At 68.1% G+C, this 18,936-nt stretch carries 15 protein-coding genes; 3 read left to right on the top strand and 12 right to left on the bottom strand.

Going from position 1 to position 18,936, the window contains the following annotated elements; genetic code table 11:
* Positions 1-3: 3 nt before the first annotated feature.
* Together DFR24_RS22765 and DFR24_RS22760 are read right to left on the bottom strand one after the other, a co-directional pair.
* On the bottom strand, positions 4-288 hold the full coding sequence (locus DFR24_RS22765) for an RNA recognition motif domain-containing protein (RefSeq protein WP_133883760.1): 285 nt from the start codon (positions 286-288) through the stop codon (positions 4-6).
* Positions 289-377: 89 nt separating this feature from the next.
* The gene (locus DFR24_RS22760; RefSeq protein WP_133883759.1) at positions 378-1,751 is read right to left on the bottom strand and encodes a DEAD/DEAH box helicase; all 1,374 of its coding nucleotides are present in this window, start codon (positions 1,749-1,751) and stop codon (positions 378-380) included.
* A gap of 456 nt (positions 1,752-2,207) precedes the next feature.
* Between DFR24_RS22760 and DFR24_RS22755 the strand changes: the two genes are divergently transcribed.
* Entirely contained in the window at positions 2,208-4,256 is a 2,049-nt protein-coding gene (locus tag DFR24_RS22755; protein WP_210772342.1) for an alpha/beta hydrolase family protein, read from the top strand.
* Positions 4,257-4,323: 67 nt separating this feature from the next.
* Here DFR24_RS22755 and DFR24_RS22750 read toward each other — a convergent pair whose 3' ends face one another.
* From DFR24_RS22750 to DFR24_RS22735, 4 genes are all read right to left on the bottom strand, one after another.
* Positions 4,324-5,163 carry an HDOD domain-containing protein gene (locus DFR24_RS22750; protein WP_133883758.1) on the bottom strand — a complete coding sequence of 280 codons (840 nt, stop codon included), beginning with the start codon at positions 5,161-5,163 and terminating at the stop codon, positions 4,324-4,326.
* Between the two features lie 100 nt (positions 5,164-5,263).
* Positions 5,264-7,171 (bottom strand): N-acyl-D-amino-acid deacylase family protein, encoded by a 1,908-nt coding sequence (locus tag DFR24_RS22745; RefSeq protein ID WP_133883863.1) that lies wholly within the window; start codon positions 7,169-7,171, stop codon positions 5,264-5,266.
* A 262-nt stretch (positions 7,172-7,433) separates the two neighbouring features.
* The gene (hldE, locus tag DFR24_RS22740) at positions 7,434-8,867 is read right to left on the bottom strand and encodes a bifunctional D-glycero-beta-D-manno-heptose-7-phosphate kinase/D-glycero-beta-D-manno-heptose 1-phosphate adenylyltransferase HldE (RefSeq protein WP_133883757.1); all 1,434 of its coding nucleotides are present in this window, start codon (positions 8,865-8,867) and stop codon (positions 7,434-7,436) included.
* Between the two features lie 103 nt (positions 8,868-8,970).
* Positions 8,971-9,894: a branched-chain amino acid transaminase gene (locus tag DFR24_RS22735; RefSeq protein ID WP_133883756.1), complete on the bottom strand. Its 924-nt coding sequence runs from the start codon at positions 9,892-9,894 to the stop codon at positions 8,971-8,973.
* Between the two features lie 74 nt (positions 9,895-9,968).
* Here DFR24_RS22735 and DFR24_RS22730 point away from each other — a divergent pair, with 74 nt between their 5' ends.
* Both DFR24_RS22730 and DFR24_RS22725 read left to right on the top strand, forming a co-directional pair.
* Positions 9,969-11,003, top strand: a complete 1,035-nt coding sequence (locus DFR24_RS22730) for a glycosyltransferase family 9 protein (RefSeq protein ID WP_133883755.1) — start codon at positions 9,969-9,971, stop codon at positions 11,001-11,003.
* A complete protein-coding gene (locus tag DFR24_RS22725; protein WP_133883754.1) occupies positions 11,000-12,079 on the top strand; it encodes a glycosyltransferase in 1,080 nt (359 codons plus the stop codon). Before DFR24_RS22730 ends, DFR24_RS22725 begins: the two co-directional genes overlap by 4 nt.
* A 59-nt stretch (positions 12,080-12,138) precedes the next feature.
* Here DFR24_RS22725 and DFR24_RS22720 read toward each other — a convergent pair whose 3' ends face one another.
* Genes DFR24_RS22720 through DFR24_RS22695 form a run of 6 tightly spaced genes read right to left on the bottom strand, consistent with a single transcriptional unit; the run spans position 12,139 to position 18,932 of the window.
* Positions 12,139-13,218: a glycosyltransferase family 4 protein gene (locus DFR24_RS22720; protein WP_133883753.1), complete on the bottom strand. Its 1,080-nt coding sequence runs from the start codon at positions 13,216-13,218 to the stop codon at positions 12,139-12,141.
* 8 nt (positions 13,219-13,226) lie between these two features.
* The gene (locus tag DFR24_RS22715; protein ID WP_133883752.1) at positions 13,227-14,357 is read right to left on the bottom strand and encodes a glycosyltransferase; all 1,131 of its coding nucleotides are present in this window, start codon (positions 14,355-14,357) and stop codon (positions 13,227-13,229) included.
* Positions 14,354-15,496, bottom strand: a complete 1,143-nt coding sequence (locus DFR24_RS22710; RefSeq protein WP_246051765.1) for a glycosyltransferase — start codon at positions 15,494-15,496, stop codon at positions 14,354-14,356. The genes DFR24_RS22715 and DFR24_RS22710 overlap by 4 nt, the downstream gene beginning before the upstream one ends.
* Entirely contained in the window at positions 15,487-17,307 is a 1,821-nt protein-coding gene (gene asnB / locus DFR24_RS22705) for an asparagine synthase (glutamine-hydrolyzing) (RefSeq protein WP_133883751.1), read from the bottom strand. The genes DFR24_RS22710 and asnB overlap by 10 nt, the downstream gene beginning before the upstream one ends.
* Before the next feature lie 6 nt (positions 17,308-17,313).
* Positions 17,314-17,976: a sulfotransferase family 2 domain-containing protein gene (locus DFR24_RS22700; RefSeq protein WP_133883750.1), complete on the bottom strand. Its 663-nt coding sequence runs from the start codon at positions 17,974-17,976 to the stop codon at positions 17,314-17,316.
* Positions 17,973-18,932 (bottom strand): glycosyltransferase family 2 protein, encoded by a 960-nt coding sequence (locus DFR24_RS22695; protein WP_133883749.1) that lies wholly within the window; start codon positions 18,930-18,932, stop codon positions 17,973-17,975. Before DFR24_RS22695 ends, DFR24_RS22700 begins: the two co-directional genes overlap by 4 nt.
* Between the last annotated feature and the right edge of the window lie 4 nt (positions 18,933-18,936).

Below are 18,936 nucleotides of genomic sequence, written 5' to 3'. Positions count from 1 at the left end.
AGCCTAGCGGCGACCGCCGGCGTAGCGACCGCCCTTGCCGTTCTTCTCGTCCTTGCGCTCTTCGTTCACGCGGATCAGGTTGCCGCGGATTTCCTTGCCGTTCAGACCGGCGATGGCGGCACGCGCTTCGTGGCCTTCCATCTCGAGGAAGCCGAAGCCCTTGCACTTGCCGGAGAACACGTCCTGCATGAGCTTGATCGAACGAACCTTGCCGTGCGTGGAGAACAGCTCGGTCAGTTCTTTCTCGGTGGTGTCGGGCGGCAAATTGCCGGCATAGATGCGAAGCATGGGGATCTCCTTACTGGGTTGCTCGAAACTGGGGTCGGTCCGACGTTCCGCAAGCGGTCACGCGGTAAACCCCGAAAAGGGTTAAAAGTTCAGCGCGGCCGGTTGGAAGCGCCCTGTTGCGGGTTGCGGTTCTGCGGCTTGCGCGCGCCCTGCGCGTGCCGCTGACCCCCTCCACCACCGCCCGGCTTGGCGCCGCGCGGAGCCGAATGGTTGCGTCCGCCGCCGTTGCCGGCACTGTTGCCGCCCGGACGACGACCCTGGTGCTGGCGCTGCGGGGGCGGCCGGTCGGCCGGCTGGCTGGCTCGCGCCGCCATCTCGGCGGCGCTGGGCTGCGAACCCGGCTCGAAGCCCGGAACGACCGACGACGGGATCTCGCGCTTGAGCAGCTTCTGGATGTCGCGCAGGTACTCGCGCTCGTCACCGCTGACCAGCGACACCGCCTCGCCCTCGCAGCCGGCGCGACCGGTGCGGCCGATGCGGTGCACGTAGTCCTCCGGCACGTTGGGCAGCTCGTGGTTGATCACGTGCGGCAGCTGGTCGATATCGATGCCGCGGGCCGCGATGTCGGTGGCCACCAGCACGCGGATGTCGCCGGCCTTGAACTCGGCCAGCGCCTTGGTGCGCGCGTTCTGCGACTTGTTGCCGTGGATCGCCGCGGTGGTGATGCCTTCGCGCGCGAGCTGGTCGGACAGGCGGTTGGCGCCGTGCTTGGTGCGCGTGAACACCAGCACCTGCTTCCAGTCGCCTTCCTTGACCAGATGCGCGATCAGCGCCGTCTTGCGCGCCTTGTCCACCGGGTGCACCCGCTGCGCGACCAGTTCGGTCGGCGTGTTGCGCGGGGCGACATCGACGCTGACCGGATCCTTCAGGAAGGTCTGCGCGAGGCCGCGGATCTCGGGGTTGAACGTGGCCGAGAACATCAGGTTCTGGCGCTTCTTGGGCAGCGCGGCGACGACACGGCGAATGTCGTGGATGAAGCCCATGTCGAGCATGCGGTCGGCTTCGTCCAGCACCAGCGTCTCGATGCCCGACAGGTTGGCGACGCGCTGGTTCATCAGGTCCAGCAGGCGGCCCGGCGTGGCCACGACGATGTCGAGGCCGCGGCGGAACTGGTCGATCTGCGGGTTCATGCCCACGCCGCCGAAGATCACGGCGGTCTTGAAGCCCGGCAGGTGACGTCCGTAGGTGCGGATCGATTCGCAGACCTGGGCGGCCAGTTCACGCGTCGGCACCAGCACCAGCACGCGCGGCAGCGGACGAGGCGCGGTACCGGCCAGCTTCTGCAGGATCGGCAACGTGAATGCGGCCGTCTTGCCGGTGCCGGTCTGGGCGGCAGCCAGCAGATCGTGCCCGGCGAGGACCAGCGGGATGGACTTGCCCTGGATGGGGGTGGGCTGCGTGTAACCCTCGGCTTCGAGGGCGCGCAACAGCTCGGGCACAAGGCCCAGCTCGGAAAAACTCATGAAAAACAACTCCTGCAACCGCCACGCCGCGACATTGCGCGGGCCCGGTTCAGGCGAATGAAAATTGGCAGACGCCGGATGGCGCCAACGGGTTTGTTCTGCGGAAGATCACAGGCCCATGCGAGGAACGACGCGATGTCGATCCGGGTCGGGTCAATGATGATTTACGGCAGGGGCGCAACCGGAGCGCCGCTTCAAACGGCCCGTAGTATAGCGGAAGGTCCGGCCTTGCTGCGATGCGATCGGCCTCGAAGAGCGCGATCGACGCCCTCCCATGTGGCCGCTCGTCCGGCCACTGGCCTCTGTCGATGCGTCGAACCACCCTCCCATCGCGTATCCGGCGGGACCCTGGCAACCCTCTCGGGGGTTGCCGCCGGAATCGGCGAGCAAGACGCGGTTGCCGTCCGATGCACCCGCGATACGATGCCCGTTCGAGCTGAACGCAACCGAACTTTCATGACGATTCGATTCCGCCTGCCGCTCGCGGCCGCCCTGCTCGCCGCCGCCGGCATCGCGCAGGCCACAAGCTTCACGCCGATGGACCTGGTGACGATGAAGCGGGTCTCGGACCCCCGGATCGCGCCGAATGGCGAACAGATCGCCTACACGCTCCGCACGACCGACCTCGACGGCAACAAGGGCGTCCGCCAGATCTGGCTGCTCGACCGCAAGACCGGCAAGACACGCCAGGTCACCAGCGGCACCGCCAACTCCGACACGCCCCGCTGGAACGCCGACGGGCAGCTCTACTTCCTGTCGACCCGCTCCGGCAGTTCGCAGGTGTGGCGGCTGGATCCGTCGGGCGGCGAGGCCCAGGCGGTGACCAGCCTGCCGCTCGACGTCGGCGCCTTTGGCCTGGCGCCCAGCGGCGATCGCATTGCCCTGGCGCTCGAGACCTTCTCCGATTGCGCCGCCGATCTCGACTGCAGCGCCCGCAAGCTCAAGGAGCTGGCGGCCAGCAAAGAGACGGGGCATCGGTACGATCGCCTGTTCGTCCGCCACTGGGACACCTGGCAGAACGGAACCCGCTCGCAGCTTTTCGCGGCCACGCTCAAGGACGGCAAGGCCAGCCTGCCGTCCTGGGTCAGCCGCGGTCTGGATGGCGACGTCCCGACCAAGCCCTTTGGCGACGACACCGATTTCGCGTTCGCGCCGGACGGCCGCAGCCTGGTCTTCGTGCTGCGCGTCGCCGGCCGCACCGAGGCGTGGAACACGAATCTCGACCTGTGGCGCGCGCCGGTGGACGGCTCCGCGGCGCCCGAGAACCTGACGCCCGACAACCTCGCCGCCGACTTCCGGCCTCTGCTCACGCCCGACGGCCGGCAACTCGTGTGGCTCGCGCAGAAGCGCCCTGGGTTCGAGTCCGACCGCGCGTGGATTCGCGTGCGCGATCTGAAGACCGGCGTCACGCGCGACGTCGCGCCCAAGTGGGACCGTTCGCCGACGTCGATCGCGCTGTCCAGCGACGGGCGCACGCTCTACGCAGTGGCGGACGACCTGGGCCAGACGCCGCTGTTCGCGATCCAGCTCTCGAGCGGCATCGTGCGCAAGCTCACCGGCCCCGGCAGCGTCAGCAGTTTCAGCGTCGCCGAGGCGGGCGTGGTCTACGCGCACAACCGGCTCGATGCGCCGGACGATCTGTATCTGCTGGGCTGGAACGGAAGCCAGAAACGCCTGACGCAGCACAACGCCGACAAGCTCAATGGCGTTGCGCTGAGCGCCTACGAGACCTTCACGTTCCGCGGCTGGAACGACGAGCCGGTGCAGGGCTACGTGATGAAGCCCGCGGGCTTTTCGCCGAACGGACGCTATCCGATCGCGTTCCTGATCCACGGTGGCCCGCAGACCTCGATGGGCAACGATTTCCACTATCGCTGGAATCCGCAGGTCTACGCAGGCCGCGGTTATGCGGTGGTCGCGATCGATTTCCACGGATCGACCGGTTACGGACAGGCGTTCACCGATTCCATCTCCGGCGACTGGGGCGGTAAGCCGCTGGTCGATCTGCAGAAAGGCCTGGCGTACGCCCTGTCCCAATACACCTGGCTCGACGGCTCGCGGGCCTGCGCGCTGGGCGCGAGCTACGGCGGTTACATGGTCAACTGGATCGAAGGGAACTGGCCCGGCGCTTTCAAGTGCCTGGTCAACCACGACGGCGTGTTCGACAACCGCTCGATGGCCTACACGACCGAGGAGCTGTGGTTCGACGAATGGGAACTGGGCGGCACGCCCTACGACAAGCCCGAGAATTTCGAGAAGCACAACCCGCTGAACCACGTCGCCAAGTGGACCACGCCGATGCTGGTGATCCATGGCGGACGCGACTTCCGCGTGCCGCTCGAGCAGGGGCTGGGTGCGTTCACGGCGCTGCAGCGACGCGGCATCGAGTCGCAATTCCTGCATTTCCCCGACGAGAACCACTGGGTCCTTGCGCCGAAGAACAGCCTGCAGTGGCACGACACCGTGCTCGGCTGGCTCGACAAGCACCTGAAGGACAGTAAGTAGCCCGGACGAAGTCCGGGATTGCGCTCAGGATTCGAGGGAAACCCCGGACTTCGTCCGGGCTACTGTCTCACGCACTCATCGCCGCCCGACTCTCCTCGAACCGCTCCTGCACGCCGTCGAGCTCGAAGACGTCCACCTCGGGACTGATGTCGAGCTTCAGGAACGCCGGCACGCGCAGGCGATCGATGCCGGCGAGCCGGCCCTCGCGGTTCTGATGACTCTGCAGGGCCGCGACCGTGACCACGTCCACGTAGTCCGCCGGCCCTTCGTGCGTGCGGCTGAAATCCATCCAGCGGCTCGGCACCTCGACCAGTTCCTCCGGAAAATCCCAGGCCTGCAGCACCATGCGGCCCACGCGCGGCTGCAGGTTGCGGATCACGCGATCCAGCGCCGCCATGTCCGTGACTTCCTCGCCGAAGGACTCCGCCATGCGGATCACCGGCAGCGCGCCGATCTCGTGCGACAGGCCCGCGAGCATCGCCAGCTCCGGTCGCAGCACCGTGCAGTGCGCGGCCAGCACCTGCGCCAGCGCGGCCACTTCCAGGCTGTTCGCCCAGGTCTTGCGCAGACGTTCCTTGAGCGCCGGCGCCCGCGAGAAGAAGAGCTGTTCGAGCGCCAGGCCCGTGACCAGGCTGCGCACCAGACCCATGCCCAGACGCGTCACCGCCTGCTGGATATTGTCGACCTTGCGCCCGGCGCTCAGCGCGCTGCTGTTGGCCACACGCAGCAGGCGCACCGCGATGGCCGGATCGCGTCCGATCTCGGCGGCGAGTCGCGACGCGGTGGCGCGCTCGTCCTGCGTGGCCTGGCCGATCCGCATCGCGACCTCGGGCAATGTCGGCAGCGTGAGGCGATCCTGCGTGAGCGCGTCGACCACCGCGCGGAACAAGCGATCTTCCTGAATCATCTGGGGCCTGCGAGCGAGAGGTCGTAATGACCCATCGATCGCTGCCCCCCAAAACTTGAGGGATCGCGGACAGCCGGTCGGCGGCAGCCCTCGAACGGTGTCAGGCCGCGATGGCGACGCCCGATTCGTGCGACCGATTGAGCATCAGCCGGCCGAAGCGCTTGTGCCCAAACTCGGGCGTGTACGCGCCGTCCTGCCAGGCCATGCGCCCGCCGATCATCACGCCGCTGACGACGCCGTCGGGGCGATTCACCAACTGTCGCGCCTCGAAGCAATCGCGCCAGATGAACTGATAACTCTTCTCGGGATTCCAGGCCTGCAAGCGCTCCGGATCGATCAGCACCAGATCCGCCGGCGCGCCCGGCTCGAGGCGGCCCGCATCGATGCCGAGAAATTCCGCCGGCTCGCGCGTGAGACGACGCACCGCCTGCGCCACACGCTCGACGCCATCTTCCTGCGCGATCTTCAACGTGCGCAGATTGCCGTCGAAGAACGCCATGTTCGTCAGATGCGCACCGCTGTCGTTGAAGCCGGGCAGCAGCAGCGGATGGAACAGCAGGCGCTTGACCACGCGCGGATCGCGATTCGCGGTGACCGTGGACCAGCGCAGCTGCGTGTCGAAGCGGCGCAGCAGCTCGAGCATGAAGTCGGCCTCGTCGCAGCCCTTCGGCATCGCGGCGAAAGCTTCAGCCTCCAGCCCAGGTGACGCACCGGCACCCGACGCCTGCCACGCGAGCAGCCGCTCGTAGACCCCCTGTAGCGACTGGCCGTTCCATTCCGCCACCGCGCAATCGTCGAGCGTCATGTCGCGCAGATCGCGCGAGAGCACGTTGTCATCGACGCGCAGCCAGCGCTTCAGGCGCGCGAGGTTGAAGCCGCGCTTGCCATGCCACCACATGCGACGGAAGTCGGCCTGCCACGCCGGATCGCTCATCAGTTTCTCGCGGCCTGCGCGGTCCTCGAGATCGAGCTCGTTCAACTGGCGCAGCACCGGGACTTCCTCGGCCAGCGGCGTGATCGCGCCGTCGGCCCAGGTACGGAACGACGCGCCGAGCGCCTGCAGGCGGAACCGGCCGTCGTAGAGCTTCGAATTGAGCAGCCGCGTCATGACCAGCGCCGCCTTGAGCAGCAGACGATTCATGTGCAGGTCCAGCGCCGCCACGGCCGCGAGCTTCAGCGGCTTTCCGTGCAGGCGACCCGACGTCAGCGAGAAGGTCTTGAACACCGCGGCCGGACTGTCCTTGGGCGGGGTGGCCTGCCAGACGCGCTCCCAGCGCCGCACGATGTTCGTCAGGAACTTGAGCTCCGAGAACGGCGCGAACTGCGTGGGGATCTGCTTGTGCGTGTTCGGCTGGTTGGCGAGGTAGTGGAACGGCAACGCATCGGTGGAGAAGCCGACGTAGCCCTCCTGCATGCCTTTGTCGAGCAGGCCGCCCATCGTCTCCAGTTCGGCCTTCGTGGGTTCGCGCGTTACCGAATCCTGCAAACCCATCACCTCGATGCGCAGCATCGAGTGCGGAATCATCGGCACGATGTTGGGACCCAGCGCCTTGGCGTCGAAGTGATCGAGATAGGCCCTGGAATCGTTCCACGTCGCCTGGTCGGCGACTTTCGAGAGCACGTGCTTGGGCACATTCTCCACGCGCGCGAAGCAGTCGACGATCGGATCGGCGCCGTCGCGGCGCTGATTGCCGAAGGCCAGGCCCAGCGAGCAGTTCGCCACCAGCACCGTCGTGGTGCCGTGGCGTACCGCCTCCGGCAGCTGCGGCTCGATCTCCACTTCGAGATCGAAATGCGTGTGGATGTCGAGCAGCCCGGGCGTGAGCCAGCGGCCGTTGGCCTCGATCACGGTGTCCGCATTGGCGCCCGACAGACCCGGCGCGATCGACACCACGCGCCCGCCGGCAACCGCGACGTCGGCCCGCTGCGGAGCGCCGCCGTTGCCGTCGAAAACCAGTGCATCGCGAATCAGCGCATCCCAGCGCGTCGTGCTGCCGCCACCGTCCATCGCCATCTCCTGCCGCTCGATCGGACCAGAGTATTCCGGGGCACCCGGTTCGTCAGGTAGCAAGAACGGCCCAGTCGCTCGGAAGCCCGGACGAAGTCCGGGGTTGCGCTGGTGGCCCCTTAGGCGGGAAGCAAGAACGGCTAACGCAAAGAACGCAGAGAAAAGCAAAGAAAGGCGCAAAGGATTATTTGGAAGATCCTTTGCGCCATTCTTTTTCCTTTGCGTCCTCTGCGTTAGCCGTTGCCGTTGCCGCGTCCGCGACCTACGGATTCGCCGCCCCGCGCCCCAGCATCGACGTCGTCGAATAGCCTTCGTGGAAATCGAGCACCACGACGTCGCCGCCGTTGGCCTTGACCGCGGCGTAGCCGGCGATCTGTTCGGGCTTGTAGTCGCCGCCCTTGACCAGCAGGTCCGGCAGCACGCGGCCGATCAGGCGCTCCGGCGTGTCTTCGGCGAACGGCACGACGTAGTCGACACACTTGAGCGCGCCCAGGACGCGCATCCGATCCGCGCAGCTGTTCACCGGCCGCGTCGGGCCCTTCAGACGGCGCACCGAGTCGTCCTCGTTGACGGCCACGATCAGCAGATCGCCGCGCTGGCGCGCGGCCTCGAGATAGCGGACGTGGCCCACGTGCAGCAGATCGAACACGCCGTTGGTCATGACGATCGTGTTGCCGCGCGAGCGTGCAGTGGCGAGCTTGGCCAGCAACTGCTCCTCGGTGAGCAGGCTCTCCTCGCCCGCCGCCGGTCGATGCAATGCGAGTTCCAGTTCCGCGCGGCTCGCGGTGGCCGTGCCCAGCTTGGCGACGACGATGCCGGCCGCGACATTCGCGAGCCGCACGGCGTCGCCCAGATCCTGGCCGGCAGCGAGGCCGGCAGCGAGCGCGGCCACCACGGTGTCGCCCGCACCGGTGACGTCGAATACTTCGCGTGCTTCGGTGGGCAGATGCAGCGGCGGCTTTCCCGGGCGCAGCAAGGTCATGCCCTTCTCGCTGCGCGTGACCAGCAGCGCCTCGAGATGCAGATCGTTGATCAGGCGCGCGCCCTTGCCGATCAGCGTGGCGTCGTCGGGACAGGCACCGACGATGGCCTCGAGTTCGCCCAGGTTGGGCGTCAGCACGGTGGCGCCGCGATAGCGCGTGAAGTCGTTGCCTTTGGGATCGATGACGACCGGCTTCTTCAGGGCCTGACACTGCGCGATCAGCGCGGCCACGTCGATCAGCGTGCCCTTCGCGTAATCCGACAGCACCGCGACCTGCGCGTCGGCCATGCCGATCGTGAAACGCTCGATCAGCTTCGCGCGATCGAACGCACCCTGGCTCGCATACGACTCCTCGAAGTCGAGCCGGATCACCTGCTGGTTGCGCGACAGCACGCGCAGCTTGGTGATCGTCGGCAGGCGGGGCGACTCGACCCAGTCCGGCTCGATCGCGTGAAGGCGAAGCAGCGCAGCGAGCGAGGCGGCGGGCGAATCGCGTCCGACGACGCCGAGCAGCGAGGCACGCGCGCCGAGCGCCGCGAGGTTCAAGGCCACGTTGGCCGCGCCACCGGGTCGCGACTCGTCGCGACCGACGCGCACCACCGGCACCGGTGCTTCGGGCGAGATGCGCTGGGTCGGACCCGACCAGTAGCGATCGAGCATCACGTCGCCCGCCACCAGCAGGCGGGTCTTCGAGAAATCAGGGATTCCGTACATGGGCGAAAGCTTACCGCCCCCGTAACCCCGTAGCCCGGAAGCAGCCCGGGGTTCCCGCTGATCGAGCCGCAAAAACCCGGGTTTCACCCGGGCTATGCGTCGATCAGGTGTGGCTGAGCCACTCCGGATACTTCTCGCTCTGACCCTTGACCAGCGCCAGGTAGTTCGCCTGCAGCTGCGTGGTGATCGGGCCGCGCGAGCCGATGCCGATGACGCGGTTGTCCATCTCGCGAATCGGCGTGACTTCCGCCGCCGTGCCGGTGAAGAAGGCCTCGTCGCAGCAGTACATCTCGTCACGCGAGATGCGGCGCTCGTTGACCTTCAGGCCCATGTCCTGCGCGAGCTGGATCACCGTACGGCGCGTGATGCCGTCGAGGCAGGCGCTGAGGTCCGGCGTGTGCAGCTCGCCGCGACTGACGATGAAGATGTTCTCGGCGCTGCCCTCGGCGACGAAGCCGTTGGTGTCGAGCGTGATCGCCTCGTCGTAGCCCTCGCGCAGCACTTCGTTGAGCGCCAGCATCGAGTTGATGTACTGGCCGTTGGCCTTGGCCCGGTGCATGTTCGAATTCGGATGGCCGCGCGTGAACGAACTGGTCTTCACGCGGATGCCGCGTTCCATGTTGTCCGCGCCCAGGTACGAACCCCAGGTCCATGCGGCGACGATCACATGCGTCTTGAGATTGTCCGCGCGCAGGCCCATGCCCTCGGCGCCGTAGAACACCATCGGGCGCAGATAGGCTTCCTTGAGATTGTTGCGGCGAAGCACTTCGAGCTGCGCCTCGCTGACCTGCTCGGGCGAGAACGGCATCTTCATGCCGAGGATCTTCGCGGAGTTGAACAGGCGCTTGGTGTGCTCGTCGAGGCGGAAGATCGCCGTGCCCTTCGGCGTCTGGTACGCGCGCACGCCCTCGAAGCAGCCGACGCCGTAGTGGAGCGTGTAGGTCAGGACATGGGTCGTGCAGTCGCGCCAGGGGCGCATCTCGCCGTCGTACCAGATCCAGCCGTCGCGGTCGGCCATCGTCGTCATTGCAGGAATTCCTTCGTCGCGGGGTTGGGAATACAAAACCCGCCTGTGCGGCGGGCGGACTTTATTATAGGCCGATGAGCAACCGCCCCCAGCCACCGCGCCGCATTCTGATCGTGCGGATCTCGGCGCTGGGGGACATGGTGTTCTGCACGTCCCTGCTCGAGGGCCTGCGGCGCGCCTATCCGGGCGCCTACATCGCCTGGCTGGCACAACCGACCCTCGCCGGGCTGCTCGAGGGCGACGCGCGGCTCAGCGAACTGATCCGCCTTCCGGCCGGTGCGCTCGACAGCCTGTCGGGCCTGCTGGAAACGCGTCGGCTGCTGGCCAAGGAACCGAAATTCGATTGGGTCATCGACGCGCAGGGCCTGTTCAAGACGCGCCTGCTGGCCCGCATGGTGCGGGCGCGCCGCCGGTACGGGTTCGGGTCCAAGGAACCCGGCGGCTTCCTGATGCATGAGCTGGTGCCCAAGGACGGCGAGCCACGGACCATCGGCCGCGAATACCGGCATCTCGCCCGTTACCTCACCGGTGGCCCCGATCCGGGTGCGCCGCGCCTGGTGCCGTCACTGCTCGCGAGCGAGCGGGCCGCCGACATCATGCGAAGCACGCATCTGCCGCCCGGTTTCATCGCGCTGTGTCCGTTCACGACGCGGCCGCAGAAGCACTGGATGGAGCCGTACTGGGGAGAGCTGGCGCGCCGCCTGCGCGATCTCGGCCTGGGCCCGTTCGCCGTGTTCGGCAGCCCGGCCGACCGCGATGCCGCCCGGCGCATCATGGCGGGCATGCCCGAGAACACCGTCGATCTCGTCGGCGCCACGCGCATCTCCGATCTGTCGGCGATGCTGGATCGCGCGAGTCTGGTGATCGGCGTCGACACCGGCCTGACCCACATCGGCAGTGCCGTGCGCAAACCCGTGCTCGCGCTGTTCGGCTCCACCTGTCCGTACACCGGCGGCGCCGATTCTCCGCTCAAGGTGATGTACCTGGCGCTGCCCTGCGCGCCCTGCAAGCGCCATCCCACCTGCGGCGGCGTGTTCATGTGCATGCGCGATCTCAAGCCCGAGAGGGTCGCCGCCGAGGCGCAGAAGCTGTTGCTGGAAACGGCGTGAAGGTTCTGCACGTCGAAACCGGGCTGCACCTCTACGGGGGTGCGCAGCAGGTCGCCTTCCTGCTCCGCGGACTTGCCGATCGCGGTGTGCAGAACCTGCTCGTGTGCCCGCCTGGCGCCGCCATCGGCCAGCACTTCGCCGGCTCCGCGGTGAAGGTGCTGGAAGTGCCCTGCAGCGGGGACGCGGATCTGGGCTTCCTGTTTCGGCTGCGGCGCGTGCTGCACGAACAGCGGCCCGATGTCGTGCACCTGCATTCGCGGCGCGGCGCCGACGTCCTGGGCGCCCTCGCCGCGCGGCTCGCCGGCCTGCCGGTAGTCCTGTCGCGCCGCGTGGACAACCCCGAATCGCGCGCCTGGGTCGGCCTCAAGTACCGCCTGCACGACCGCGTCATCGCGATCTCGCAGGGCATCGCCGACGTGCTCGCCGCCGAGGGCGTGCCCGCCATGAAACTGCGCGTCGTGCGATCGAGCCTGGACCCGAAGCCCTGGCAGCAACCCGAGCCGCGCGCGGTGTTCCTCGCCGAGTTCGGACTGCCCACGGACGTCGTCACGATCGGCGTCGTGGCGCAGCTCATCGAACGCAAGGGCCATCGCATCCTGTTCGACGCCCTGCGCGCCCTGCCCGACCGCGCAGGGCTGCGCGTGATCTGCTTCGGCCAGGGCCCCCTCGCCGAGACGCTGAGGCGCGAGGCCACGGACCTGGGCGACATCGTGCGCTTCGCCGGCTTTCGCAAGGATCTCGCGCGCTGGGTCGGCGCCCTGGATCTGCTGGTCCATCCGGCGCTGATGGAAGGCCTCGGCATCTCGCTGCTGCAGGCTTCGGCCGCGGGTGTCCCGATCATCGCGTGCCGCGCGGGCGGCATGCCCGAAGCGGTCGCGGACGGCGTCAGCGGCCTGCTGGTCGAGCCCGGCGACGTGGCCGGATTGGCGTCGGCGCTGCGCGCGCTGATCGGTGATCCGGCCTTGCGCACCCGTCTCGGAACGCAGGGACGCGCGCGCATCGAGCGCGAGTTCTCGGTGGAGAACATGGTCGACGGCAATCTCGCGGTGTACCGGGAACTCGTTCCGTCCCCGTAGCCCGGACGAAGTCCGGGATCGCGTTTCGATTTGCGAGGGGAATCCGGACTTCGTCCGGGCTACGACGATGTTTTTTTGCCGAGCCTGCGAATCATCCGCCGATAGAAATCCAGCGTCGCGTCGAGCGTCTTCTGCTCGCTGTAGCGATGCCGGAAATGATTCAGCCCGTGTCCCGCGAGTTCGGCGCGCAAGGCCGGTTCACGCAGCACGCGCTCGATCGAATGCGCCAGGCGTGGCACGTCCTGCGCCGGCGTCAACAGCCCGGTGTCGCCGCTCTGGATCAGTTCGGTGCCGCCATCGGTCTCGGTGCACACCACCGGCACCCCCAGGCTCCAGGCCTCGAGCACGACATTGCCCAGCGGCTCGATCCGCGACGGGCAGACGAACACGTCGGCCATCGCCAGCAGCGGCAGCGGGTGGTCCAGCCAGCCGGTGAAATGCACGCGCGATCCCAGCGGCACTGCGGCCGAGCGCAGCGCCTCGAGCAGCACACCGTCGCCGATCAGGATCAGGTGCAGCGGACGATCGCCGATGTGCGAAGGCAGCGACGCGACGGCGTCGATCAGGTCCTTGAATCCCTTCTTTTCGATGAAGCGGCCCAGGCCCACGATGATCAGCGCCTCGGGCGGCACACCGAGCTGTTCGCGCGTCACGGCCGGCACGGCGCCCGGCGGCAGCGGCGGCACGAAGTTGGGCACCCATTCGACGCGGTCCGGCGGAAACCCCTTGGCCACCATCCATTCGCGCATGCGCCGCGTGTTCACGATCCAGGCATCGGCATGCCGGAAGTAGCGCAGCTTGTAGTAGCCGCCGAGTCGGGCGATGTGGACCGCGCCTTCGGGCGCACGCGTCAGCCAGCTCGCGCGCGAAGCCCAGGACTGGACGATGTCCGCGCCGTGACGCTCCGCCGCCTGGCGGATCTGCACGATCGACCCCAGGTCCACATAGTTGCGCATCGGAAAGACTTCCGCAGCGACGCGATCGACGAGGTGCCGCTGGATTTCCGCGCCGCGGCGCACGCCAGCCAGCACCGGGTGGCCGGCCGCTTCCAGTGCGCCTGCGAGCCGCAGGTACGTGCTCTCCGCCCCGCCCATGCGCGGGCTGGCGATGACTTGCAGGCTGCGGATGCTGGAGGGCATCGAAGGGATCAGTCGTTCGTTCGGGGAAGCAGGTTCATCAATTGCAGATATCGCTGCGCACTCAGGTCGGAACGATACTCCGCTACCGCGGCGCGCAGACGATCCGCCGGCAGCGGCGAGCGCAAAGTCGCAAGCATCGCGCCCGACATCGCCGCGGGGTCGCCTACCGGCACCAGCGGTCCGAACGCCCCGCCGGCCAGGATTTCCATCGGTCCGCTCGGGCAATCGGTGGACACGCTCGGAATGCCCAGCGCGAGGGCCTCCGTCAGCGCGTTCGGCGAACCTTCCCAGGCCGAGGACAGCACGAACAGGTCAGCATGCGCGAGCCAGGCGTACGGGTTCTTCTGGAAGCCCGGCAACAGCAGACGGCCCTCGACCCCCAGCGACCGCGCGAGCTGCTCCAGTCGCTGGCGATCGCCAGGCTGCGGCGCCTCGCCAAGAATGATCAGACGCGACGGCAATTCGGCCTGCATCGCCGCGAACGCGCGCAGCAACGTGTCGAAATCCTTCTGCCGCGTCAGCCGTCCCATGCCGATGACGACCGGCAGCGACTTGTCGACCAGCCAGTCGTGCGGCGCGGCTTCCGCCGCCTGGTCGGCGAGCCGCGGCGTGATCACCGGATTGCGGATCACGTGCACGCGCTGCGCCGGGATGCCGGTGACGCGCAGCGTGTCCTCGCGCACGCCTTCCGAGACCGCGATCACGCCGTCGACCTCGGGATAGCGGCGGCGCATCGGCGCGGTGCGCAGCCAGCGGCTGAAGGGATCCTTGCGCTCCAGCGCGGCCGACAGGTTGGTGCCCAGGCGAATGAAGATCGGCGTGGTGGTGCCGGCCTTGCGCCGCGCCGACAAGGCCGCACGTCCCGCGCGGTCCTTCGCCACCAGCAGCGCGTCGGGCTTCTGCTCCCGCAGGTAGCGCGCAACCTCGGGCACGCTGGTCCAGGCATGGCGCGCTTCGAGGCGCATCAGGTTCACGCTCGGCGGAATGCGCGCCGCGTGGCCGCCATCGAGCTTGAGCGCGAGCAGGTCCACCTGCACGTGCTGCGCGAACTCCGCGCACAGGTTGGTGACCATGCGCTCGACGCCGCCGTCGCCGGAAAAAGCGATCAGTACGCCGAGGCGTTTGCGTTGCGGACTCATCCTCTCTCCGACGGCGTGGGCGGCAGGCCCATCGCACGCAAGTAGCCGGTCGTCGCGGCCTCGATCTCGTAGCGTCGTGCGGCCGCGCGATTGCGCTCGGCCTGCTTGGGCTGCATCAGCAGCGACTCGAGCGCGGCGGCGAGCCCATCGACATCGCCGATCGGCACCAGCGGTCCGAGCGCACCGTCTTCCAGCAGTTCGCGCGAACCGCCGGGGCAGTCGGTGGCCACCACCGGCGTGCCGCAGCCCAGCGCCTCGATCAGCACCACCGGCATGCCCTCCCAGTGCGAGCACAGCGCGAACACCGCGGCGTGCGTCATGTACGCGAACACCTCGGTGCTGAAGCCCGGCAGCGCGACGTCGTCGGCCACGCCCAGCGCGGCGGCCTCGGCCAGCAGTGCGTCGCGCTGCCCGCCACGACCCAGGATCAGCAGGCGGCACGCGCGACCGTGATGTCGCAGCTTCGCGAAGGCGCGCAGCAGCGTCGCGAAATCCTTGCGCGGTGACAGTTCGCCGACCCCCAGGATCACCGGCGGCTCGCCGGGTTGCAGCCACGGATGATCGGGACGCGCCGCCTCGCGCTCGAACAGCGGCGCAGGCACCACCGGACTGGGCAAGGCCTGCACCAGCGACGCCGGCAGGCCGGTATAGCCGACGAGGTCCTGCGCCGCCGCGACACTCGGCACCACGACGGCCTGCGCCTTGCGATACAGCCAGCGCATCGAGTTGCGCTGCATCCAGCGATCCATCGCGCCGCGATGCGCCAGGTCCACCGAGATCGTGGTACCCGAACGCAGCACCAGTCGCGTGCTGGCGCCGGACAGCGCCCGCGCGATCACGCTGCAGCGATTGACCTTGTCCTTGTCCGAGAGCATCACGACCGGACGTTCACGCCGCAGATATCCGATCACGGCGGGCAGGCTCGAATACACGTGCGAACTTCCGAGGTCGATCACGCGCACACCCGGCGCGTCGCCCAGGTCCGGCCCGTGACGACGCACCTTGAGCTGATCCACCGCGTAGCCGCGACGGGCGATGGCGGGAATCAGGTTCCGCATCAGCCGGTCGACGCCGCTGTGTCCGGAAGTCGCCAAAAAGAAAGCGACGCGCGGCGCGGTGCCCTCCGACGTCACAGCCACGCGAGTGGATCCTCTTCGGCCCCGGGAACCGCGCGGCTGCCGCCGCCTTCGACGAACAGGCGATGCCAGATCGCGAACTGCATCAGGCTCCAGACTTCGCGCGTCGCATCGTGCTTGGCGGCCTGGCGCGCCAGCAGCGCCGTGACCGCTTCGGGCCGGCACCATTCGAGGATCGCGGCATTGCGCGGCAGCTTCTGCGCGAGCGCCGCGAGGAAATCCCCGCGCAGCCATTCGCCGACCGGCACGTGGAATCCGGCCTTGTGCTTCCACAGGTGATCGGCCGGAAGAAAGCTCTCCGCCCAGCGCTTCAGGAAAACCTTGCCCGAGTCCTTGCGCACCTTCAGCGCGTCCGGCAGCGACAGGCCGAACTCCACCACGCGATGGTCCAGGAACGGCACGCGACCCTCGACGCTGAAGGCCATCAGCATGCGATCGGCCTTCACCAGCAGGTCGTCCGGCAGGTTCGTCGTCAGGTCCACGTACTGACGGCGTTGCAGGTCGGTCCACTCGGCCGGCGTCTGCGCCCAGGCGCGCACGAACGGCGCGCGATGCTGCTCCAATGCATCGCGCAGAACCGGCTGGAACAGTCGGCGCGCCCAGCTGCTGTCGAGTTCGCCGCGCGCGCGAAAACCGCCGCTGCCCGGATAGCGCATCGACTTGAACCGGCGCTCGATCCACGCGGGCCGATAACGCCCGTAGCCGGCAAAGGCCTCGTCGCCGCCCTCGCCGCTGAAGACCACTTTCAGGTCACGTCCCGCGGCTTCGGCCAGCGCGAGCGTCGGCAGGCAGGCGTAGTCGCGCATCAGGTCGTCGGCGGCCCAGACGCAGCGCGGCAGTCGGCGGAACACCTGCTGCGAGGACAGCCGGATCGGCTGGTGTTCGGAGCCGAGCAATTGCGCGATGCGCTGCGCGCCGTCGAGTTCGTCGGTCTGCCGCGCGTCCGACCAGCCGATCGAATACGTGCGCACCGGCTGCGAGTGCAGGCGCTTGATCTGCGCGAGCAGCACTGCCGAATCGACGCCGCCGGACAGGAACACGCCGTAAGGCACGTCCGCGCGCATGTGCTCGCGCATCACCTGTGCGAACAGCGGCTCCCATTCCTCCACCGCCTGCTCGTGCGTCAGTTCCCGCGGCTTCACGTCCGTTGCACGCCAGTACTGCACATGCTCGATGTTCAGCTCCGCGTCGATGCGCAGCGCCTCGCCCGGCAGCACGCGTTCGATGCCGCGGAAGATCGTCTCGCGTCCGCTCGACGCCTGGTTCTGCAGGAACTGCGCGAGCGCGGCCGGATCGATCGCCGGCGTCGACGGCAGCGCCGGCAACAACGCCTTCAGTTCTGAGGCGAACAGCAGGCGATCCGGCAGCCGCGCGTAGTACAGCGGCTTGATGCCCAGACGATCGCGCACCAGCCACAGCTCGCGCTGCGCGTGGTCGAACAGCGCGAAGGCGTACATGCCGTGCAGGCGCTTCAGCGAATCGCGACCCCAGTGCGCCCAGCCATGCAGCGCGACCTCGCTGTCCGAATGGCTCTGCGGCCGCGCACCGAGCGCTTCGAGTTCGGCGCGCAGCTCGACGTAGTTGTAGATCTCGCCGTTGGCGACCAGCGCATAGCGCTTGCCGGCGTCGAAGATCGGCTGGTGTCCGCCCGCCAGATCGATGATCGCCAGCCGCGTGTGTGCGATGCCGAAGCTGTCGGACACGTAATGGCCGGTGTCCTCGGGTCCGCGGTGCGCGAGCGTTGCGGCCATGCGCGCGAGATCGCCTTCAGCAACGCGCCCGCGGCGCAGCACCATGCCGGCGATGCCGCACACGGCGGTCTACTCCGGATCGAAGCGGTAGCCGAGCAGATCGACGTCGCGCTTGAAGTACGTGCCGACGAGATCCGCCAGGTCGCTGCTGTAGTAGCTGCGGTAATCCTTCTGCCGGTCGGTGGCCTGGCGCTTGTGCGGCAGCGGCGGCGTGGCGATGCCCAGGTGCTTGCAGATGTGGTCCCAGTCTTCCTGCAGGCGCTCGTAGCGGCCGATGTAGTCGGTCAGCAGATGGCCGTGCAGGTCGACCAGATAGTCCGTCAGCGGCGTGATCGCGGTGTCGAGGTGGTACTGGTAGGGCCGCTCGGGGTCGAGCTTCCAGCGCGTGAACGCCTCGAAGGATTCGCGCCCTTCGAGCAGGAACGGCCGCTCGCGCTTCAGGTGGTGATAGCTCGAGACCTGCAGGTCCCAGGGATTGCGCACGAACGCGAACTTGTAGAGGCCCAGGAAGAACTCGCGCGGCAGCATCTCCTGCGCGCAGACGATCTTCGAGTGCCGCGGCAGCTTGGAGGCGATGCGATGCCCGGTCAGCCCCGACAGGCGCGAGCACATCCATTGCGCCAGGTAATACGGATCGCGCCACTGCAGGCTCTTCAAGGCCGCACGCACGCTGGTCCCACCGGTCTTGGCGATGTGGACGTACAGGAAGTTGTAACGGTTCGACAGGATCATGGAGCGGAAGTCAGGGACCGGTTCGGGACTTTGACCCATCCCGCGCGACGATAGACCACATCGCGCAGCCATTTCACGAACCCCGCCGGCCAAGCGCGCAGCAGCAGCGCGCGATCGGCGATCTCGCGCTGCTGCGCGATCGGCCCCTTGCCGACATGCAGCGCGTAACGCACGTAGCGCACGTGCGCCTGCAGCCGTATCCGCCGCGAATAACCGCGGGTGAAGCGGTTGGCTTCGTCACGAAAGCAGAACCACAGGCTGCGCGGCGCCATCAGCCGCTTGCGCAGCGTGTTGGACGAAAGACCGTCGGCCTGCTGGTCGACGTAGTGCAGCACCACGTCGATGCAGCGCACGCGGTGCGTCAGCGCCATCACCTGCGCGGCCCAGGACATGCGGAACCGCCGCTCGCCCGGGAACACCGGATAGGGATGCAGCAACAGCAGGTCGCGACGCCAGGCACCGGGCTTGTCGCCGTGGATCCGGTGGCGCTGCTTGACCTCCAGGTAGGTCGAGTCGAAGACCGGCTGCGGGTAGGCGTCGCCGGTGTTCTGCCGCGTGGCCCACCACGCGCAGTGTCCGAGCACGCCGCAGAAGCCGTCGCGCTGGCGGGCGGGGATCGCGTCCCAGGCCTCGACGTAATGGCGCAGCGCATCGGGCGCCAGCAGGTCGTCGGAATCGAGCATGACGACCAGCTCGCCGGTGGCGAGCTGCACGCCGCGGTTGTGCGCCGCGTGTTGTCCGGCGTTGTCCTGACGCGCGTAGCTCACCGGGATGCCGTTGGCCGACGACCACGCGGCGACGGCGGACGGTGTGGCATCGGTGGAGCCATCGTCGACGACGACGATCTCGAATTCGCGAAAGGATTGGGCGGCGATGCTGTCGAGCGCGCGCAGCAGCAGGCGCTCGCGGTTGTAGGTCGGGATCAGGACCGTGATGCGCGGTGGCGATGGCGTCATCGGT

This window comes from Panacagrimonas perspica (genome assembly GCF_004364935.1).
Classification (GTDB): Bacteria; Pseudomonadota; Gammaproteobacteria; order Nevskiales; family Nevskiaceae; genus Panacagrimonas; species Panacagrimonas perspica.
Note: the sequence above shows the minus strand (reverse complement) of the source record. Positions and strands in the feature narration are given on the sequence as shown.